We start from the raw sequence: 19,228 nt of genomic DNA on the forward strand, positions 1-19,228 counted from the left end.
ATTTGTGTCAATCTTAACGAATAGTTTACGGTGAAGGTGGAAACATGGACGAGCTCTACATCCTTGGCTGTTTGTTACTGGTTTTTGCGCTGGTGGTTGCGCCCGTGCTTGCGGTTATTGGCTTTAATCGGAGCACGGCGGCGCGGCAGGAGATCGCCAGGCTTCGCCAGCGCATTGAAGCGCTTGAGCAGCGTGGTGCCGCTGAGATAGCGCCGGAGACGGCGCAGACCGCCGCGCCGGTGGTTGTGACCGCGCCAGTGGTGGAGCACACTCCCGCACCTGTCGACCCCTGGCGTCCGGACGCCCGCGTGCCCAGGGCTGAACCCGCTCCCGTTTCCGCTCCTGCCCTTGCGGCAAAACAGCCATCCGCCTTTGGCGGCATACTGACGTCGCTGGTGCGCTGGTTTATGCAGGGTAATCCGCTGGCGAAGCTGGGGATCCTGCTGCTTTTCCTCGGTCTCTCTTTCCTGCTGCGCTATACCGTCGAACATTCTCTGTTCCCGCTTGAGCTGCGCCTGGTGGCGACGGCGCTGTTTGCCATCGTTCTGCTGGCGATTGGCTGGCGACTGCGGCATAAGCAGCCGGTTTATGCGCTTATCTTACAGGGTGGGGCGACGGGCATTCTTTACCTGACGGTCTTTGGTGCCTTCCGGCTCTGGCAAATGTTGCCGATGACGCTGGCTTTTGCGCTGCTGGTAGCGATTTGCGCCGCGAGCGTCGGGCTGGCCGTGCTGCAAAAGGCCTTGAGCCTGGCCATGCTGGCGAGCCTCGGCGGGTATCTGGCACCGCTGCTCCTGTCTACCGGAGGCGGCAACTTTGTGGCGCTGTTCTCTTTCTATCTCCTGCTTTCCATCGGTATTCTCGCCATCAGCATCTGGCAGCACTGGCGCGAGCTCAATCTGCTCGGTCTGCTTTTTACGTTTGGCGTGGGCGGCCTCTGGGGGCTGAACGACTATCAACCTGAACACTATTGGGTGTGCCAGCTGTTCCTGATTGCCAATACGCTGATATTCGGCGTGCTGTGCGTGGCGCTGTCGCTGCGGGCGCAGGAAAAAGGGAAACAGATTATTGACGGCGTACTGCTGTTTGCTCCGCCGCTGATTGGCTTCGGGATGCAGTACGGCATGACCCGGCACTGGGAATATGGCCCGGCGCTGAGCGCGCTCGGATATGGGGCATTTTATCTTACCATTGCGTTCCTCGCGCTGCGGCGCTATCCGTCTATCGGACGACCACTGGTCATGGCGGCGCTGGCCATCGGCGGCGGGTTCGCTACGCTCGCCATTCCGCTGGCACTCTCGGCGCGCTGGACGGCGATGGCCTGGGCGCTGGAGGGGCTGGGTATCCTCTGGCTGGGCATGCAGCAGAACCAGCGTCGTATGAGCTATAGCGGGACGGCGCTGCTGGTGCTGGCACTCGGCAGCGCGCTGTGGGCGCAAATGGACGGCGTGACGTCGCTGAGCCTTCTCCTTATCTTCGCCATCCTCAGCCTTTGCTGGCTGGCTGCGGCGTGGCTATGGCGCAAAAGTGTTCTGCCGGTCAGTTGGGCGTTGTCGGCAGGCGGCCTGTTGTTCTGGATCGTGGCGCTATTGGGGGCCTCGCAACGGGTACTGAAACAAGAATTACCTGTTCTGGCAGGCGTGCTGGCGCTCTCGGCCGTCTCGGTCTGGGGCTGGCGCCAGGCTGCCGCTCGTCTGGCGTGGCGGGAGCTGGATGCCAGCAAATGGCTGCTGTGGCCACTGATGCTGGTGATGGTGGTTTACCAGCTTTCGCATCAGCAGATCGTTGCCGCTGGCTGGTCAAATCTGGCCTGGTGCATTGCACTTCCTGCCGCACTGATGCTGCTGCGACGTGACGGTGAACGACTGCTGCCGCGCATCGCGATGGGGCTGCACCTGACGCTTTGCTGGATGATTTTACTGGCGCTGGCGGCTGAACTTTACTGGTTTGCTCGCGCGCTACCGTGGGGCATGGCGGCGTGGGGCAGTGGACTGGCGATGGCGGCTGGGGGCGGCGTGATTCTCGCGCTTTCCGCGGCGGTGCGTCGCCGCGCGTGGCCGTTCGGGGAGTGGCCTGCGCTCTATACCTGCCTGGCGCCGATCCCTGTCGTCGTGGCGCTGCTGGTGCTGCTGGTCGTGACCAATTTCCAGGACGGCGTCGTTTACCGGCAAACCTGGCTGCCGCTGGTGAACCCGCTTGAGGAAGGCGCGGCATTCGCGCTGCTGGGGCTGGTGGTCTTTTATCGGGCAGTGGATCGCTACTATCCCGCGTTGCTTGCTCAGGCTCGCCCGTGGCCTGCCGTTGCTATCATGGCGTTTGGCTTCTGGTGGCTTAACGGGGCGCTGATGCGCGCCCTGGCCTGGTATGGGGATGTGGCCTGGAATATGGCGTCGCTGTGGGATTCGCGGCTTATCCAGACCACGTTTGCCCTGTTCTGGATGCTGATCGCGCTGGTGGTCATGGTCCATGCTACCCGCCGGGCCTCCCGCCAGGAGTGGCTCTGCGGGGCCGCCTTGCTGGGGGTCGTGATGGTTAAACTGATGCTGGTGGACAGCGCAGGCGGAGGCGGCCTGTCCCGTGCCGTGGCGTTTATCGGCGTGGCGATACTGGTCCTGATCGTGGGGTATTTCTCGCCACTACCGCCTAAAACTGGAGATGAAAAATGAAATGGATGAAAGCGGTAGTCTGTACCACGCTGCTGGCGCTATCGGGCATGGCGTTCTGCGACGAGATGCAAACGGAATCGCCGCGGGATTATGCCTTTGGTCGTTCACTGGAAACGTCGGTTCCTTCCCAGTGGTATCGGGTGTTGCTGCCGCTCGCCGTCTATGAACAGAGCACCTCCCCGAATCTGGACGATGTCCGCGTCTTTAATCAGTCGGGTGAGCCGGTTCCCTTCAGCCTGGTCACCGCGACGCGCCCGCAGGTGGTGGCGCAATCCACGGCGCTGCGTCTTTTTCCTCTGGACGCCTCACCGCTTGCCGCGGCGCCAGATGCCGGTGAGAGCAATAAGATCCTGCTCCGTTCCGGAAATGGCGTTGAGATTGTGCTCGAAGGGCAGAAAGCTGCCGTGGCCGGGCAACATTATCTGCTGACCTTGCCAGAGCAGGCGACGGGCGAGATGGCTATATCCCAGCTGCAGCTGCTCTGGAATCCCCCTAAGACGTCGTGGCAGGGAACGGCGTCGGTCTATTACAGCGAGGATTTGAAGCGCTGGTATACCCTACGCGAGGATATGCCCTTGCTGGACGTCGTCAGTGGCCAGGATCGCCTTAAGCTCGATCGGATCGATACCGATACGGTTTTATCTCCTGATGCGAATCGCTATCTCATGGTGGTGCTGAATACGCAGAGCCAGGGTATGACCTTGACCGGCGTAAACGCGATTAGCGCCCCTGCGCAGATGGCTCCGGAAGCGATCGACCTGGAGGGGGAAGGGGAACAGCTATCGACAAGCGAAGCGCAGTGGCACTGGGCGCACCCGCAGCCATTGAGCGCGGTCAGCTTCTTGCTGAATGGCGACGGCGTTCTGCCCGTGGAGATCGCGTGGCGAAGTACGGAAAAAGACACATGGCACCCCCTGAAAAAAGAGGTTCTTTACCGCCTGGAGGGCAAAACGTCTGCGCCGGTTTCGCTTAACGGAGAGCGGGTCCAGGCGGTAAAAATCACGACGCTGAATGCGCGTCTGCCTGAATACCTTCCGAACGTCATAGGGCATCGCGACCGCGTTGATCTGGTGTTTAACGCGCAGGGGAAAGCACCGTACGTGCTCGCCTGGGGAAACGGGGCGGCAAAACCAGCAAACCTGGAACCTGACATGCTGATCCCCGCCGACCTGCGCAAAACCTATGATATGGCGAATCTGCCGCAGGCCGATATTGTGGATGATGTCGCGTTGGGCGGTGAGGCGCGTTTGACCGCCACTTCTGCGGGCGAGCAGGAGAGCCGGATGAACGCGCTGCTGGTGTGGAGCGTGCTGATTGTGGGCGTGTTCCTGCTGGCGCTCATGGCCTGGCGCATCTGGCGAGAGACGCAGCGTAAAGCATAAAAAAAGGCCCGCATGTGCGGGCCTTCTTCGTAAACCGTGCCGATTACAGGCTGGATACGTTCTCAGACAGGTATTTTGCTACGCCGTCTGGGGAAGCAGCCATACCTTCTTTACCTTTTTCCCACTGAGCCGGGCACACTTCGCCGTGCTCTTCGTGGAACTGCAGCGCGTCAACCATGCGCAGCATTTCGTCGATGTTACGACCCAGCGGCAGATCGTTAACAACCTGGTGACGAACGATGCCGTTTGCGTCGATCAGGAAAGAACCGCGCAGTGCAACGCCAGCGTCCGGATGTTCGATACCGTAAGCCTGCTGGATTTCGCGTTTGATGTCCGCAACCATTGCGTATTTCACCGCACCGATGCCGCCTTTGTCGACAGGGGTGTTACGCCATGCGTTGTGTACAAATTCAGAGTCGAAGGAGACGCCAACCACTTCCACGCCACGCTTCTGGAATTCTTCATAACGTTTGTCGAAGGCGATCAGCTCAGACGGGCAAACGAAGGTGAAGTCCATTGGCCAGAAGAACAGAACGGTCGCTTTACCATTGGTGTGCTGTTTGAAGTTGAAGTTTTCAACGATTTCACCGTTGCCCAGAACTGCTGCAGCTGTAAAATCCGGAGCCGGACGAGTTACCAGAACCATATGATTCTCCTGTAGATACTAAGGTTATTTGGAACGCAACGCGAGCCAGTATAGAGAGTGTTCATGGATAAGACAAAGAGGTGGTGACAATCGTTCCGCCAGCTTTTACCTATCAATGTAAATCTGTCACAGCTGTTTGTTTTTCGCTTGCGCCATCATGCGCGGATAGAACTGCCAGAATTGCGTCTCCAGCGCGTCATAGTGTGCATCCAGGTCATACCAGGAGTCACGCAGCGCATCCAGACGCGGCCGGCGGCTGGCCATGCCATTCAGGACGTTCTGGATAAAAGCCATCTCACCATAGCGCTCCAGCCAGCGTTCTGACCACAAATAGTTGTTCAGATTGACAAAGCGCGGCGGTGAGTCGGGCAAAATGACCGACACCTGTGCATGGGCGTAGCGCACAAACTCTGGCAACGGTAGCGACGGGGAGAGCTGTTCCCAGTGGCGAGACAGGAAATGGTCCCACATCACATCCAGCGTGATCGGCGCAACGCGGCGAGTCTCAGGGCGGAACCACGCTTTGGCTTCCGTGACCTCGGGCAGGTTATCGGTGATGACATCAATGCGGCGGTGCATAAAGATGCCGTCGACAACCTCAGGGGAATAGTCTTCTGCAGGGTTGCCGCGCACGAAATCGGCCAGCAAATTGCCGGAAAGGGAGCTGTCAGCGAGGTGAGCGAGATGCAGGTGAGCGAGAAAATTCATGCGTTTTATTTGTCCGGGGGCGGCTAATTGTTGCAGCAAAAGGGTGTGAGCACTAGACTATGCCGCCTGTTTTTAAGTCACGAGTATACGTCATGCGCGTCGCCGATTTCTCCTTTGAACTACCTGAATCCCTGATTGCTCACTATCCCATGCCTGAGCGCAGCAGCTGTCGCTTACTGTCGCTGGATGGGCCAACGGGCGAGCTGACGCACGGTACTTTCACCGATTTGCTCGACAAGCTCAACCCTGGCGATCTGCTGGTCTTTAACAACACCCGCGTGATCCCGGCGCGTCTGTTTGGCCGTAAGGCCAGCGGCGGCAAGATTGAAGTGCTGGTCGAACGTATGCTCGATGATAAACGTATTCTGGCACATATTCGCGCCTCTAAAGCGCCGAAGCCGGGCGCAGAACTGCTGCTGGGCGATGACGAGAGCATTAAAGCGACCATGACCGCGCGTCACGACGCGCTGTTTGAGGTGGAATTCCAGGACGAGCGCACGGTCCTCGATATCCTTAACGCCATCGGCCATATGCCGCTGCCGCCGTATATTGAACGCCCGGACGAAGAGGCCGATCGCGAGCTGTACCAGACCGTCTACAGCCAGAAACCTGGCGCGGTCGCGGCGCCGACGGCGGGCCTGCACTTTGATGAACCGCTGCTGGAAAAACTGCGCGCGAAGGGCGTTGAGATGGCGTTCGTGACGCTGCACGTCGGCGCGGGTACGTTCCAGCCGGTGCGCGTAGACAGCATTGAAGACCACATCATGCACTCTGAGTATGCCGAAGTGCCTCAGGAGGTGGTGGACGCGGTGCTGGCGGCGAAAGCGCGCGGAAACCGCGTGGTTGCGGTAGGCACGACTTCAGTCCGTTCGCTGGAGAGCGCTGCACAGGCCGCGAAAACGGGTCTCATCGAGCCGTTCTTTGGCGATACGCAGATCTTTATCTACCCGGGCTACCAGTACAAAGTCATTGATGCGCTGGTGACCAACTTCCATCTGCCTGAATCGACGCTGATTATGCTGGTTTCCGCGTTTGCGGGTTATCAGCATACGATGAATGCTTACAAGTCTGCGGTAGAACAAAAATATCGCTTTTTTAGCTACGGGGACGCGATGTTTATCACGTACAATCCGCAGGCTTTGAATGAGCGTGTCGGGGAATAAGTCCGCGGCACCGTATGACAACGTTGGACTGTTTTTCTGACGTCGGAGAAAAAATGAAATTTGAACTCGATACCACCGATGGCCGCGCGCGTCGCGGTCGTCTGGTGTTTGATCGCGGCGTGGTGGAAACCCCCGCGTTTATGCCTGTGGGTACGTACGGCACCGTAAAAGGGATGACGCCGGAAGAAGTTGAAGCCACTGGCGCACAAATTATCCTCGGTAACACCTTCCACCTGTGGCTGCGCCCGGGTCAGGAGATCATGAAGCTGCACGGTGACCTGCACGACTTCATGCAGTGGAAAGGCCCAATCCTGACCGATTCCGGCGGTTTCCAGGTTTTCAGCCTGGGGGATATCCGCAAGATCACCGAGCAGGGCGTTCACTTCCGTAACCCGATCAACGGCGATCCGATTTTCCTCGATCCAGAAAAGTCGATGGAGATTCAGTACGATCTCGGTTCTGACATCGTGATGATCTTCGACGAATGTACGCCATACCCGGCTGACTGGGACTACGCGAAACGCTCTATGGAGATGTCTCTGCGTTGGGCGAAGCGTAGCCGCGACCGTTTTGACTCCCTGCAGAACAAAAATGCGCTGTTCGGCATTATCCAGGGCAGCGTTTACGAAGATTTACGCGATATCTCCGTTAAAGGTCTGGTAGAGATAGGTTTTGATGGCTACGCTGTCGGCGGTTTGGCTGTGGGTGAGCCGAAGGAAGATATGCACCGCATTCTGGAGCATGTCTGCCCGCAAATCCCGGCGGATAAACCACGATACCTGATGGGGGTGGGTAAACCAGAAGATCTGGTGGAAGGCGTACGTCGCGGCATCGATATGTTCGACTGCGTCATGCCAACCCGTAACGCACGTAACGGTCATCTGTTCGTGACTGACGGCGTGGTGAAAATCCGTAACGCGAAGCATAAGAGTGACACCAGCCCGCTCGATTCCGAGTGCGATTGCTATACCTGTCGCAATTATTCCCGCGCGTATCTGCATCATCTCGATCGTTGCAACGAGATTTTGGGCGCGCGTCTCAATACCATTCATAATCTTCGTTATTATCAGCGCTTAATGGCTGGTTTACGTAAGGCTATCGAAGAGGGTAAATTAGAGAGCTTCGTGACCGATTTCTACCAACGTCAGGGGCGGGATGTTCCACCGTTGAACGTTGATTAATTTTAATAATGAGGGAATTTGAATGAGCTTTTTTATTTCTGATGCGGTAGCGGCAACAGGTGCTCCGGCGCAGGGCAGCCCGATGTCTCTGATCCTGATGCTGGTTGTGTTCGGTCTGATCTTCTACTTCATGATCCTCCGCCCACAGCAGAAGCGTACCAAAGAGCACAAAAAGCTGATGGACTCCATCGCGAAAGGCGATGAAGTGCTGACCAACGGTGGTCTGGTCGGTCGCGTAACCAAAGTGGCTGAAAGTGGCTACATTGCAATCGCCCTGAACGACACCACTGAAGTGGTTATCAAACGTGACTTCGTAGCTGCCGTTCTGCCGAAAGGCACCATGAAGGCGCTGTAATCCCAACTTTTCCCAAAGGGAACTGCCGTGTTAAACCGTTATCCTTTGTGGAAGTACATCATGCTGGTCGTCGTGATTCTCGTCGGCCTGCTGTACGCGCTTCCCAACCTGTATGGTGAGGATCCGGCCGTTCAAATCACTGGCGCGCGCGGTGTCGCCGCCAGTGAGCAAACGCTGATCCAGGTCCAGAAAACGTTACAAGAAGAAAAAATTACCGCTAAGTCTGTGGCTCTGGAAGAGGGTGCAATTCTTGCTCGCTTCGACACCACCGACACGCAGCTCCGCGCTCGCGAAGCGCTGATGGGCGTGCTGGGTGACAAATATGTCGTGGCGCTTAACCTTGCTCCTGCAACCCCGCGTTGGCTGGCTGCGCTGAACGCAGAGCCGATGAAACTGGGTCTTGACCTGCGTGGTGGTGTTCACTTCCTGATGGAAGTGGATATGGATACCGCGCTCGGCAAGCTGCAGGAACAGAATATCGACAGCCTGCGCAGCGATCTGCGCGACAAAGGCATCCCTTACACTACCGTGCGTAAAGAAGATAACTACGGTATGAGCATCACGTTCCGCGACAGTGCGGCGCGCGATCAGGCTGTAGATTACCTGACCCAACGTCACCGTGACCTGGTCATCACCTCTCAGGGCAGCAACCAGCTGCGCGCGGTGATGACCGATGCGCGTCTGAAAGAAGCGCGTGAATATGCCGTTCAGCAGAACATCAACATTCTGCGTAACCGTGTAAACCAACTGGGCGTGGCTGAGCCGCTGGTACAGCGTCAGGGTGCTGACCGTATCGTGGTTGAACTGCCGGGTATTCAGGACACTGCGCGTGCGAAAGAGATTCTGGGTGCGACCGCAACGCTGGAATTCCGTCTGGTTAACTCTAACGTCGATCAGTCCGCTGCCGCAGCAGGCCGTATTCCGGGTGACTCCGAAGTGAAACAGACCCGCGAAGGTCAGCCCGTTGTGCTGTACAAACGCGTCATTCTGACTGGTGACCATATTACCGACTCCACTTCCAGCCAGGACGAATACAACCAGCCGCAGGTTAACATCTCGCTGGATAGCGCGGGTGGTAACATCATGTCTAACTTCACCAAGGACAACATCGGTAAACCGATGGCCACCCTGTTCGTGGAGTACAAAGACAGCGGTAAGAAAGATGCGAACGGTCGTGCAGTGCTGGTGAAAGAGGAAGAGGTGATTAACATCGCCAATATCCAGTCTCGTCTGGGTAACAGCTTCCGTATTACCGGTATTAGCAACCCGAACGAAGCGCGTCAGCTCTCTCTGCTGCTGCGTGCCGGTGCGCTGATTGCGCCAATTCAGATTGTTGAAGAACGTACCATTGGTCCAACGCTGGGGATGCAGAACATCCAACAGGGTCTGGAAGCGTGTCTGGCCGGTCTGGTGGTCTCTATCCTCTTCATGATCTTCTTCTATAAGAAGTTTGGTCTGATTGCGACCAGTGCGCTGGTCGCCAACCTGGTGCTGATCATCGGCATTATGTCCCTGCTGCCAGGGGCGACGCTGACCATGCCGGGGATTGCGGGTATCGTTCTGACCCTTGCGGTGGCGGTCGACGCCAACGTACTGATTAACGAACGTATCAAAGAAGAGTTGAGCAACGGTCGCTCTGTTCAGCAGGCGATTGACGAAGGTTATAAAGGCGCGTTCAGCTCTATTTTCGATGCGAACGTAACAACACTGATTAAGGTTCTTATCCTGTATGCAGTGGGTACTGGCGCGATCAAAGGCTTTGCGATTACTACCGGTATCGGTGTCGCAACGTCAATGTTTACCGCTATTGTCGGCACCCGTGCCATCGTGAACCTGCTGTACGGCGGCAAGCGCGTCAAAAAGCTGTCTATCTGAGGAGTGCGTTGTGGCACAGGAATATACTGTTGAACAATTGAACCATGGCCGTAAAGTCTGGGACTTTATGCGCTGGGACTACTGGGCCTTCGGCATTTCAGGTTTACTGCTGATTCTGTCCATCGTCGTTATGGGCGTGAAAGGCTTTAACTGGGGTCTGGATTTCACCGGTGGTACGGTTATCGAGATCTCCCTGGAAAAACCGGTCGATATGGACCAGATGCGTCTGTCTCTGCAGAAAGCCGGCTTTGAAGAGCCGCTGCTGCAGAACTTCGGCAGCAGCCGTGACATCATGGTGCGTATGCCGCCGGTACACGATGCTAACGGCAGCCAGGAGCTAGGCAGCAAGGTTGTTAACGTGATTAACGAAACAACCAGCCAGAACGCGGCGGTCAAGCGTATTGAGTTTGTCGGCCCGAGCGTGGGTGCGGACCTGGCGCAGACCGGTGCAATGGCGCTGCTGGTGGCGCTGATCTCCATCCTGGTGTACGTCGGTTTCCGCTTCGAGTGGCGACTGGCGGCCGGGGTGGTTATCGCCCTGGCGCACGACGTGGTGATCACCATGGGGGTTCTGTCGCTGTTCCACATTGAGGTTGACCTGACCATCGTGGCATCTCTGATGTCCGTTATCGGTTACTCACTGAACGACAGTATCGTGGTATCTGACCGTATCCGTGAAAACTTCCGTAAGATCCGTCGCGGTACGCCGTACGAAATCTTTAACGTGTCGTTGACCCAGACGCTGCACCGTACCCTGATCACCTCCGGTACCACTTTGATGGTGATCCTGATGCTGTTCCTGTTCGGTGGCCCGGTACTGGAAGGCTTCTCGCTGACCATGCTGATTGGTGTCTCCATCGGTACGGCGTCGTCTATCTACGTCGCATCCGCACTGGCATTGAAACTCGGCATGAAGCGCGAGCACCTGCTCCAGCAGAAGGTTGAGAAAGAAGGGGCGGATCAGCCGTCCATTCTGCCGTAAGGCGTCGAATAGCGTGTTATCGAAATCCCGGTCGGTTGACCGGGATTTTTTTTATCTGCTCCTGACAAACACTCCTGACAAACACTCCTGACAGTATGCTGTCAGGAGCCCTGTCGTAGACTCTTTTCGAACCCAAACAACAGTCAGGAGGATGTATGAAAAGTGTGATTAACTGGTTTGAAATTCCCGTGGTAGATATGGATCGCGCCATCAAATTTTATGAGCCAGTCATGCAGGTCCAGCTGAGACGTGAGAAAATGGACATGGCAGAGCTCGCGGTATTCCCGCATGACGATCCGGCCACCGGCGGCGCGCTGGCAAAATTTGAGGGCGTTTCGCCGTCGCAGCAGGGCGCTATTATCTATCTGCATACGGATAACCTGACGGCTACGCTCGATCGCATTGCCTCCGCGGGCGGCGAGTGCGTGTTTGGCCCGCTGGAACTGCCGGATGGTATTGGCACCATTGCTTTGTTTATCGACAGCGAAGGTAACCGCGTCGGCCTCCATCAACCTGCCTGAGAGCGTAATACGATATGACCCGACGCGCTGACCGTTTGTTTCAGATTGTGCAAATCCTGCGGGGCAGGCGTCTGACGACGGCAGCGCATCTGGCGGACAGGCTTGGCGTCTCCGAGCGCACGGTCTACCGCGATATCCGCGATCTGTCGCTCTCCGGCGTGCCGGTGGAAGGCGAAGCGGGAAGCGGATACCGGCTGATGTCGGGTTTTGATCTGCCGCCTCTGATGCTGACAAATAAGGAGTCTGAGGCGCTGATCGTCGCAATTCGCCTGCTCAAGACCTGGGGAGGAGAATCGCTGTCGCGCGAGCTGGAGTCGGCCCAGGAGAAAGTGCTGGCGATCCTGCCTGAGGAGAGTCGTCGAAAGGCGGAGCAGACGCGGATTTATGCCCCGGATTTCTGCATGCAAAGCCACTCCCGCAGCGATTTTGACATGATTCATCAGGCAATTTCCGCCCAGCACGTGCTGGCGTTGCATTACCGTGATGAAGCCGGGCAGCTTTCAAAGCGTGAGGTTCAGCCGCTGGGCTTGTTCTTCTGGGGAGAGCGTTGGCTGCTGGCGGCGTGGTGTGAACGGCGCGATGACTATCGCTGTTTCCGACTCGACAGATGTCTCAATATCGTGCAGACGGAGAGACGGTTTAGCGAAAGTGCGGACAGGTCTCTGGCGGATTTTTTGCGCAAGGTTAAGCAATAAAAAGCCAGCTCTTGAGCTGGCTTTTTTGCCCGGCGGCGAGGTAAAAGCAAAACGGCAACGTATGTTGCCGTTTTTAGTATTTGTTCCCTCTCCCTGTGGGAGAGGGGCAGGGTGAGGGCATCAGCCCGCACAGTCCCGCACGGGTTAGAAGTTGTAACCCACGACCAGGTAGCCACCCCATCCGGTAGAACGAACGCTGAAATCGCCGTTGCCGAAGTTCAGGCTGGCATCGTCGTTCCACTGACCACCGTTGTGCCAGTAACGCGCAACCACGGAATAGTGCCAGTGATCGTAGTTCAGCGCCAGGATGTGGCTGGACGCGATAGAATCATTGGTACGTGCTTTCTTACCGTTCAGATCGCGGAAGTCGTTATCGCCCAGGTCTGAGCCCCAGTCAAAGTTGGTGAAGCCGATATAGCTCAGGTTGCCGCCCCACAGCTGAGTGATTGGCACAAAGTATTTCACTTTGAAACGGTAGCCGTCCCACTCGTTTTCGTTTGCCGCACCGTAGTTCTGCCACTGGTACTTAGCATAAACGTTCAGGGACAGGCTCATTGGCAGGCCAGTATCGATGTCCGTACCCAGACCCATGTACCAGGTGCTCTGACGACCGGACTTGTTGCGGCCCATATCGTAGATGTAGTTGTTTGCGAAGTACCACTCTTTGAACGGACCAAAGCTCAGATCGGTACCGGTCAGCTTGTCGATAGAGAAGCGTGGTTCGATTTCCATAAACAGCGGAGAACCGTGGTTCCAGATACCTTTTGCATCGGTGTTACCGCCGAAGAAGACCGGAGCATCCATGTAGCCGTAGAAATCAAACCAGTCTTTCTTGGCAAATGCTTCGTATTCCAGGTAGGTGTCGTTGCGGATCTGTGGTCCGAAACGGGTGTGATAGCTACCAACCACGTTAACGCTCTGGTGCCACCAGTCGGAGAGATATTGTGGTTTGTCGTTTTCCGCTGCGTTAACAGTGAAAGAGGAGGACAGTGCCAGCACGGCGCCAGCTGCGAGTAATGTTTTTTTCATAATCATGCCACTGATTGAAATTCCCTTCCGGGAGTGAAAAATGCGCGAATTGCGTTTCTAAATATTTCGTGTTTCTGCGGAGCCTATTATAGGAATCCTTGCTCACAAAAATATGTGTTGTTTCACATATCTATCACACGCGTAATCGATTGCGTTCACGTTTGCGTACTTTAAACGGCCGGGATTGTAGCGGCAATCATTTATGTTGCCAATCCATACGAAATGTAAATGTTAGCGGAGTGACATTTCACTCCGCTCAGAAGGAAGGGTTTACTGCGCGGCGGGTTGGATGTCGTGAATGCGGATAAAGCCTAACTGTTCTGGCGTAAGGCCGCTTAACTGCAGCGGAATATCCACATCACTGGGCGCTAAAACGCTGGCCGGGGCGGTGAAGAGCTGGTTCTTCACGTTCACTTCCTGGTAATTCTCCGTCGTGCCCTGGATCTGTCCCCACTCAACGGTGCCGCTAAAAGCGGGCAGCGGATCGTTGGATTCTCCCTGAATGCGCAATGTTGCGCGCGTACCATCTGCATTCGCTGCCACATTGACCAGCGACATTTTCAGCGTGCCAATCTGGCTATTCAGCCGCGCAGGTGTGTTCGCGCCAGGCAGCAGGTATACCCCGCTGCTGGATTTGGCGTTCAGCGCGTTTTGCTGGGTGATCTTCACCGTTTCTTTGTTCAGTTTGTCCATCGCCGTATTAAGTGTATTCACACTCTGTTTCATCTGACGGACTTCGGTTTGCTGTGCACAGGCACTGAGGGTGAAGAGGCTCCCCACCAGTAAAATTCTCAGGTAACGTCTTGTCATAGCGTTTATTTCCTTGAAATAACGGATCTCCCTAATGGTAGCCAGCAACGTGCCGTCAGACATAGATCCTTTGTCTCAAAAAGCTCTTCCTTTGTTGTCAGGCCAGATCAGGGTAAAATGAAACTCAGTTAACCGGATAACAGGGATACCGTATGCATTGCCCATTCTGCTCCGCTGTGGATACCAAAGTCATCGACTCGCGTCTTGTAGGCGAAGGGTCATCCGTACGCCGTCGTCGGCAGTGTCTGGTGTGCAACGAGCGTTTTACGACCTTTGAGGTTGCTGAGCTGGTAATGCCGCGCGTGGTAAAAAGTAACGATGTGCGCGAGCCGTTTAACGAAGAGAAGCTGCGTAGCGGGATGCTGAAGGCCCTGGAAAAACGTCCCGTCAGCGCGGATGACGTCGAAATGGCGTTAAACCACATAAAATCTTATCTTCGTGGTCTGGGCGAGCGCGAGGTGCCAAGCAAGATGATCGGCAACCTGGTGATGGAGCAGCTGAAAAAGCTCGATAAGGTCGCCTATATCCGCTTCGCCTCTGTCTACCGCAGTTTCGAAGATATCAAAGAGTTTGGCGAAGAGATCGCCCGCTTACAGGATTAAGCTCATGCAGGATGAGATTTACATGGCGCGAGCCATGAAGCTGGCGCAGCGCGGGCGTTTTACTACCCATCCCAATCCGAACGTCGGGTGCGTGATCGTTAAAGATGGCGAGATCGTGGGGGAGGGGTTCCACTATCGTGCCGGCGAGCCGCACGCCGAGGTCCATGCGTTGCGGATGGCAGGTGAGAAGGCACGCGGTGCCACCGCCTACGTAACGCTGGAGCCCTGCAGCCACCACGGGCGTACCCCACCGTGCTGCGACGCGCTGATTGCTGCGGGGGTTTCCCGCGTGGTGGCATCGATGCAGGATCCGAATCCGCAGGTTGCCGGACGCGGTCTGTATCGCCTGCAGCAGGAAGGCATTGACGTCAGTCATGGGCTGATGATGCAGGACGCCGAAGCGATCAACAAAGGCTTTCTGAAGCGCATGCGCACCGGGTTCCCGTATATCCAGCTTAAGCTGGGCGCCTCGCTGGACGGTCGTACGGCGATGGCAAACGGTGAAAGCCAGTGGATCACCTCGCCCCAGGCAAGGCGCGATGTGCAACGTCTTCGCGCGCAAAGCCATGCTATCCTCACCAGCAGTGAAACCGTTCTGGCTGACGATCCGGCTATGACCGTGCGCTGGGACGAACTGAATGCCGATACTCAGGCGCTTTACCCGCAGGAGAACCTGCGTCAGCCGCTGCGTATTGTCATTGATAGCCAGAACCGCATAACGCCGGAACATCGCATCGTGCAGCAGCCGGGTGAAACCTGGATTGCCCGTACCAAAGAAGATACGCGCGAATGGCCAGAGGGCGTGCGTAGCATTATGGTACCTGAGCACAACGGTCGCCTCGACTTAGTGGTGCTGATGATGCTGCTCGGCAAGCAGCAGGTGAACAGCATCTGGGTAGAAGCGGGACCCACGCTCGCGGGTGCGCTGTTGCAGGCCGGGCTGGTGGATGAACTGATTGTATACGTTGCGCCTAAACTGTTAGGCCACGACGCGCGCGGCCTGTTTGTGCTGCCTGGCCTTGAAAAACTGGCCGACGCACCGCAACTCACATTCAGCGAGATTCGTCCTGTAGGCCCGGATGTCTGCCTCCATTTAACGACAGCGTAATTGCTCCTGAAATAGGGAAGCAGTGCGCAAAGTATTATGATAAAATCCGCCCCCCTGCGGGGCCAAATGAACCCGTAAAGGAAGAGTATGAACATTATTGAAGCTGCTGTAGCTACCCCGGACGCTCGCGTCGCCATCACCATTGCGCGTTTCAACAACTTCATCAACGACAGCCTGCTGGAAGGTGCGATTGACGCCCTGAAACGTATCGGTCAGGTGAAAGATGAGAACATTACCGTTGTTTGGGTTCCAGGCGCTTACGAGCTGCCACTGGCAGCGGGCGCGCTGGCGAAAACCGGTAAATACGACGCGGTGATCGCGCTGGGTACTGTTATTCGTGGCGGCACTGCGCACTTCGAATACGTTGCGGGCGGTGCAAGCAATGGTCTGGCACACGTTGCGCAGGATGCTGAAATTCCTGTCGCGTTCGGCGTGCTGACCACCGAAAGTATTGAACAAGCCATCGAACGTGCTGGCACCAAAGCCGGTAACAAAGGTGCAGAAGCTGCACTGACCGCGCTTGAAATGATCAATGTATTGAAAGCCATCAAGGCCTGATTTTTTTGTAAGGGGAATTCCGTGAAACCTGCTGCTCGTCGCCGCGCCCGTGAATGTGCCGTTCAGGCACTTTACTCCTGGCAGTTGTCCCACAACGACATCGCCGATGTTGAGTACCAGTTCCTGTCAGAACAGGACGTGAAAGACGTCGATGTTCTGTACTTCCGTGAACTGCTGTCGGGAGTGGCGACTAATAGCGCGTATCTCGATGGTCTGATGAAGCCATACCTGTCCCGTCTGCTCGAAGAGCTGGGTCAGGTGGAAAAAGCAGTGTTGCGTATCGCGCTGTTTGAGCTGTCTAAACGTGATGATGTGCCGTACAAAGTGGCCATCAACGAAGCGATCGAACTGGCAAAAACCTTCGGCGCTGAAGACAGCCACAAATTTGTTAACGGCGTTCTTGATAAAGCTGCACCTGCGATCCGTCCCCACAAAAAGTGATCCGCAAACCGGAGTCCTGCATTGCCTGACAGGCAGTGCGGCTCCGGTTTTTTCTTTTATTTGCTGAGGCATAACGTATGGCATGCGGCGAATTCTCCCTGATTGCCCGTTATTTCGACCGTGTCAGAACCTCTCGTCTTGATGTTGAAACCGGCATTGGCGATGACTGTGCACTTCTCAATATTCCCGAAAAACAGACGCTGGCAATCAGCACCGACACCTTAGTGTGCGGACGTCATTTTTTACCCGATATCGATCCTGCCGATCTGGCGTATAAAGCGCTGGCGGTCAACGTCAGCGATCTGGCCGCGATGGGTGCCGATCCGGCATGGCTAACGCTGGCCCTGACGCTGCCCGAGGTCGATGAAACCTGGCTTGAAGCCTTTAGCGATGCGCTGTTTGAACAGCTGAACTACTACGATATGCAGCTGATTGGCGGTGATACTACTGCAGGGCCGCTGTCGATGACGCTGGCGATCCATGGCTATGTGCCCCTCGGTCGGGCGCTCAAACGCTCGGGCGCAAAACCAGGTGACTGGATCTACGTGACCGGTACACCGGGAGACAGCGCTGCGGGGCTGGCTATTCTTCAGGATCGCTTGACCGTGAAGGATGCTGACGACGCGGCGTATCTGGTGAAACGCCATCTGCGACCCACCCCGCGTATTCTGCATGGGCAGGCGCTACGGGAACGGGCAAGCTCGGCTATCGATCTCTCCGACGGGCTGATCTCCGATCTTGGCCATATTCTGAAGGCCAGCGGCGTGGGCGCGCGCATCGACCTGGATCTGTTCCCGCTATCAGAGCAACTGCTTCGCCACGTGGAGCCTGAGCAGGCCCTGCGCTGGGCGCTTTCCGGTGGTGAGGATTACGAACTGTGCTTCACGGTACCTGAGCTGAACCGTGGCACGCTGGATGTGGCGTTAGCGCATCTCGGCGCGAAATTTACCTGCATCGGGCAGATCATGCCGGAGAGCGAAGGGCTGAAGTTTGTGCAGGACGGTGCCCCGGTCACGCTCGACTGGAAAGGGTACGATCACTTCAGTTAATTTTGTGCGCTCTGTATTGCCGGGTGGCGGCTCCGCCTTACCCGGCCTACGGATTTCGTTCCCTCTCCCATTTTTAAGCAGCAATAAGGTTATTTAAGAACGATGTAAGGCTTTCAGCGATGCTCTGGTCCGGCTGTAAATCGCTGAGGCGTTTCCGTAAGGCCGGGGCGAGGCGCATGGATGCGCCGAGAGGGCGGGCTTTACAGGGACGTTACCTCCGCCCGTACCCGATAAGCCGGAAGGAATAAGCCGAAGGCACCGCGAAGCGGCGATTTACCGCCGGGAGCCCGGGTTGCCAGGGTGGTGGCGATTGAGCCACCCTGGCACGTTCACTGGTCATGTCGTTACAGAGTAGCAAGGAACATAAAGTGAACGGAATGACCACCACAGCCGTATGTTCCCCCTCACCCCAGCCCTTTGGGACAGGGTTAGAATGAGGGCTTATTTAAACCCCACCACCGGATGCTGCTGATACGGCGTTTCGAGCTCGGCAATCTGCTCCGGCGTCAGGGATAAATCCACTGCACTCAGCAGTTCATCCAGCTGTTCTTCCCTGGACGTCCCGATAATCGGTGCCGCGACCCCGCGCTTACTCAGCAGCCACGCCAGCGCCACCTGTGCGCGGGTGGCTCCCGTATCGTCGGCAATCCCGGCTAAGCGTTCGGCAATTAACGCATCGCTGGCTTCTGTACCGTCGTAGAGATTTTTTCCGACTTCATCTGAGACCAGACGAGCCGTGGTTTCTCCCCATGGACGGGTTAAACGTCCGCGCGCCAGCGGGCTCCACGGGATCACCGCCACGCCCTCCTGATAGCACAGTGGCAGCATCTCACGTTCTTCTTCACGATAGATCAGGTTGTAGTGATCCTGCATGGTGACAAAACGCGCCCAGCCGTGCTGCGCCTGGAGATCCAGCGCCTGTGCAAACTGCGACGCATGCATAGACGACGCGCCGATATAGCGAGCTTTACCGGCTTTCACCACCTCGTTGAGCGCTTCAAGCGTCTCCTCGATCGGCGTGTTGTAATCCCAGCGGTGAATTTGCAGCAGGTCGACGTAATCCATGTTCAGGCGTCTAAGGCTGTCATCAATAGAGCGCAGGATCTGCGCGCGAGAAAGGCCCTGAGTCAGGTCACCTGACGGGTAGTACACCTTGGTGGCGACCACAATGTCATCCCGACGCGCAAAGTCACGCAGGGCACGACCGACAATCTCCTCGCTGCTGCCGTCGGAGTAGCTGTTGGCGGTGTCGAAGAAGTTAATGCCGCCCTCGATAGCGCGTTTAATAATCGGACGGCTACTCTCTTCCGGCAACGTCCAGGCGTGGTTCCCTCGTTCGGGCTCGCCAAAAGTCATACAGCCCAGGCAAAGCCGGGAAACCTTAAGGTCGGTTTTTCCTAATGTGGTGTATTGCATGGTTCCGCTCCTGCTGTTTAAACAATACGTTTAAGCATAGC

The 19,228-nt window shown here is 56.5% G+C and carries 19 protein-coding genes; 14 read left to right on the top strand and 5 right to left on the bottom strand.

The window, feature by feature from the left end:
- Window positions 1-44: 44 nt before the first annotated feature.
- A complete protein-coding gene (locus tag A4308_RS08745; protein WP_045281692.1) occupies window positions 45-2,666 on the top strand; it encodes a DUF2339 domain-containing protein in 2,622 nt (873 codons plus the stop codon).
- Window positions 2,663-4,048, top strand: coding sequence for a DUF3999 family protein (locus A4308_RS08750; protein WP_045134712.1), 1,386 nt, complete (start codon window positions 2,663-2,665; stop codon window positions 4,046-4,048). The genes A4308_RS08745 and A4308_RS08750 overlap by 4 nt, the downstream gene beginning before the upstream one ends.
- 43 nt (window positions 4,049-4,091) lie before the next feature.
- Here A4308_RS08750 and A4308_RS08755 read toward each other — a convergent pair whose 3' ends face one another.
- Window positions 4,092-4,694 (bottom strand): peroxiredoxin, encoded by a 603-nt coding sequence (locus tag A4308_RS08755; RefSeq protein WP_008503347.1) that lies wholly within the window; start codon window positions 4,692-4,694, stop codon window positions 4,092-4,094.
- Between the two features lie 126 nt (window positions 4,695-4,820).
- Window positions 4,821-5,402, bottom strand: a complete 582-nt coding sequence (gene acpH, locus A4308_RS08760; RefSeq protein WP_014882749.1) for an ACP phosphodiesterase — start codon at window positions 5,400-5,402, stop codon at window positions 4,821-4,823.
- A 92-nt stretch (window positions 5,403-5,494) separates the two neighbouring features.
- On the opposite strand from acpH, the gene queA reads away from it, so the two are divergent.
- The 7 genes from queA (at window position 5,495) to A4308_RS08795 (ending at window position 12,174) form a co-directional block, all read left to right on the top strand.
- Window positions 5,495-6,565, top strand: coding sequence for a tRNA preQ1(34) S-adenosylmethionine ribosyltransferase-isomerase QueA (gene queA / locus A4308_RS08765; protein ID WP_014882750.1), 1,071 nt, complete (start codon window positions 5,495-5,497; stop codon window positions 6,563-6,565).
- A gap of 53 nt (window positions 6,566-6,618) precedes the next feature.
- The gene (gene tgt / locus A4308_RS08770) at window positions 6,619-7,746 is read left to right on the top strand and encodes a tRNA guanosine(34) transglycosylase Tgt (protein ID WP_003859110.1); all 1,128 of its coding nucleotides are present in this window, start codon (window positions 6,619-6,621) and stop codon (window positions 7,744-7,746) included.
- Window positions 7,747-7,768: 22 nt separating this feature from the next.
- A complete protein-coding gene (gene yajC, locus A4308_RS08775; protein WP_000007630.1) occupies window positions 7,769-8,101 on the top strand; it encodes a preprotein translocase subunit YajC in 333 nt (110 codons plus the stop codon).
- Between the two features lie 27 nt (window positions 8,102-8,128).
- Window positions 8,129-9,976, top strand: coding sequence for a protein translocase subunit SecD (gene secD, locus A4308_RS08780; protein ID WP_071890803.1), 1,848 nt, complete (start codon window positions 8,129-8,131; stop codon window positions 9,974-9,976).
- A 10-nt stretch (window positions 9,977-9,986) separates the two neighbouring features.
- Complete coding sequence (secF, locus tag A4308_RS08785; RefSeq protein WP_014882752.1) at window positions 9,987-10,958, top strand: protein translocase subunit SecF; 972 nt, start codon at window positions 9,987-9,989, stop codon at window positions 10,956-10,958.
- A 155-nt stretch (window positions 10,959-11,113) separates the two neighbouring features.
- A complete protein-coding gene (locus A4308_RS08790) occupies window positions 11,114-11,479 on the top strand; it encodes a VOC family protein (RefSeq protein ID WP_014882753.1) in 366 nt (121 codons plus the stop codon).
- A gap of 14 nt (window positions 11,480-11,493) precedes the next feature.
- Window positions 11,494-12,174: a helix-turn-helix transcriptional regulator gene (locus tag A4308_RS08795; RefSeq protein ID WP_014882754.1), complete on the top strand. Its 681-nt coding sequence runs from the start codon at window positions 11,494-11,496 to the stop codon at window positions 12,172-12,174.
- A 144-nt stretch (window positions 12,175-12,318) separates the two neighbouring features.
- On the opposite strand, the gene A4308_RS08800 is transcribed toward A4308_RS08795, so the two are convergent.
- Both A4308_RS08800 and A4308_RS08805 read right to left on the bottom strand, forming a co-directional pair.
- Window positions 12,319-13,203 carry a nucleoside-specific channel-forming protein Tsx gene (locus A4308_RS08800; protein ID WP_014882755.1) on the bottom strand — a complete coding sequence of 295 codons (885 nt, stop codon included), beginning with the start codon at window positions 13,201-13,203 and terminating at the stop codon, window positions 12,319-12,321.
- Window positions 13,204-13,473: 270 nt separating this feature from the next.
- The gene (locus A4308_RS08805; protein WP_014882756.1) at window positions 13,474-14,013 is read right to left on the bottom strand and encodes a DUF3251 domain-containing protein; all 540 of its coding nucleotides are present in this window, start codon (window positions 14,011-14,013) and stop codon (window positions 13,474-13,476) included.
- A 152-nt stretch (window positions 14,014-14,165) separates the two neighbouring features.
- On the opposite strand from A4308_RS08805, the gene nrdR reads away from it, so the two are divergent.
- From nrdR to thiL, 5 genes are all read left to right on the top strand, one after another.
- On the top strand, window positions 14,166-14,615 hold the full coding sequence (gene nrdR, locus A4308_RS08810; RefSeq protein WP_008503337.1) for a transcriptional regulator NrdR: 450 nt from the start codon (window positions 14,166-14,168) through the stop codon (window positions 14,613-14,615).
- A gap of 4 nt (window positions 14,616-14,619) precedes the next feature.
- Window positions 14,620-15,723 (top strand): bifunctional diaminohydroxyphosphoribosylaminopyrimidine deaminase/5-amino-6-(5-phosphoribosylamino)uracil reductase RibD, encoded by a 1,104-nt coding sequence (ribD, locus tag A4308_RS08815; protein WP_032637351.1) that lies wholly within the window; start codon window positions 14,620-14,622, stop codon window positions 15,721-15,723.
- Between the two features lie 87 nt (window positions 15,724-15,810).
- Window positions 15,811-16,281: a 6,7-dimethyl-8-ribityllumazine synthase gene (ribH, locus tag A4308_RS08820; protein WP_014882758.1), complete on the top strand. Its 471-nt coding sequence runs from the start codon at window positions 15,811-15,813 to the stop codon at window positions 16,279-16,281.
- A 21-nt stretch (window positions 16,282-16,302) separates the two neighbouring features.
- Window positions 16,303-16,722, top strand: coding sequence for a transcription antitermination factor NusB (gene nusB / locus A4308_RS08825; protein WP_014882759.1), 420 nt, complete (start codon window positions 16,303-16,305; stop codon window positions 16,720-16,722).
- A gap of 77 nt (window positions 16,723-16,799) precedes the next feature.
- Window positions 16,800-17,771, top strand: a complete 972-nt coding sequence (gene thiL, locus A4308_RS08830; RefSeq protein ID WP_045134716.1) for a thiamine-phosphate kinase — start codon at window positions 16,800-16,802, stop codon at window positions 17,769-17,771.
- A gap of 441 nt (window positions 17,772-18,212) precedes the next feature.
- Here the strand turns inward: thiL and A4308_RS08835 are convergent, their stop codons facing one another.
- Window positions 18,213-19,187 carry an aldo/keto reductase gene (locus A4308_RS08835; RefSeq protein WP_014882761.1) on the bottom strand — a complete coding sequence of 325 codons (975 nt, stop codon included), beginning with the start codon at window positions 19,185-19,187 and terminating at the stop codon, window positions 18,213-18,215.
- Between the last annotated feature and the right edge of the window lie 41 nt (window positions 19,188-19,228).

The organism is Enterobacter sp. ODB01 (genome assembly GCF_001623605.1).
GTDB classification, from domain to species: Bacteria; Pseudomonadota; Gammaproteobacteria; order Enterobacterales; family Enterobacteriaceae; genus Enterobacter; species Enterobacter kobei.

Bases quoted from the DNA above. Each gene is read 5' to 3' on its own strand.
- tgt (WP_003859110.1), top strand. From the start codon at position 6,619: ATGAAATTTGAACTCGATACCACCGATGGCCGCGCGCGTCGCGGTCGT.
- A4308_RS08800 (WP_014882755.1), bottom strand. From the start codon at position 13,203: ATGAAAAAAACATTACTCGCAGCTGGCGCCGTGCTGGCACTGTCCTCC.
- ribD (WP_032637351.1), top strand. From the start codon at position 14,620: ATGCAGGATGAGATTTACATGGCGCGAGCCATGAAGCTGGCGCAGCGC.
- ribH (WP_014882758.1), top strand. From the start codon at position 15,811: ATGAACATTATTGAAGCTGCTGTAGCTACCCCGGACGCTCGCGTCGCC.
- A4308_RS08835 (WP_014882761.1), bottom strand. From the start codon at position 19,187: ATGCAATACACCACATTAGGAAAAACCGACCTTAAGGTTTCCCGGCTT.
- A4308_RS08790 (WP_014882753.1), top strand. From the start codon at position 11,114: ATGAAAAGTGTGATTAACTGGTTTGAAATTCCCGTGGTAGATATGGAT.
- A4308_RS08755 (WP_008503347.1), bottom strand. From the start codon at position 4,694: ATGGTTCTGGTAACTCGTCCGGCTCCGGATTTTACAGCTGCAGCAGTT.
- A4308_RS08805 (WP_014882756.1), bottom strand. From the start codon at position 14,013: ATGACAAGACGTTACCTGAGAATTTTACTGGTGGGGAGCCTCTTCACC.
- acpH (WP_014882749.1), bottom strand. From the start codon at position 5,402: ATGAATTTTCTCGCTCACCTGCATCTCGCTCACCTCGCTGACAGCTCC.
- A4308_RS08795 (WP_014882754.1), top strand. From the start codon at position 11,494: ATGACCCGACGCGCTGACCGTTTGTTTCAGATTGTGCAAATCCTGCGG.
- nrdR (WP_008503337.1), top strand. From the start codon at position 14,166: ATGCATTGCCCATTCTGCTCCGCTGTGGATACCAAAGTCATCGACTCG.
- yajC (WP_000007630.1), top strand. From the start codon at position 7,769: ATGAGCTTTTTTATTTCTGATGCGGTAGCGGCAACAGGTGCTCCGGCG.
- A4308_RS08750 (WP_045134712.1), top strand. From the start codon at position 2,663: ATGAAATGGATGAAAGCGGTAGTCTGTACCACGCTGCTGGCGCTATCG.
- queA (WP_014882750.1), top strand. From the start codon at position 5,495: ATGCGCGTCGCCGATTTCTCCTTTGAACTACCTGAATCCCTGATTGCT.
- A4308_RS08745 (WP_045281692.1), top strand. From the start codon at position 45: ATGGACGAGCTCTACATCCTTGGCTGTTTGTTACTGGTTTTTGCGCTG.
- thiL (WP_045134716.1), top strand. From the start codon at position 16,800: ATGGCATGCGGCGAATTCTCCCTGATTGCCCGTTATTTCGACCGTGTC.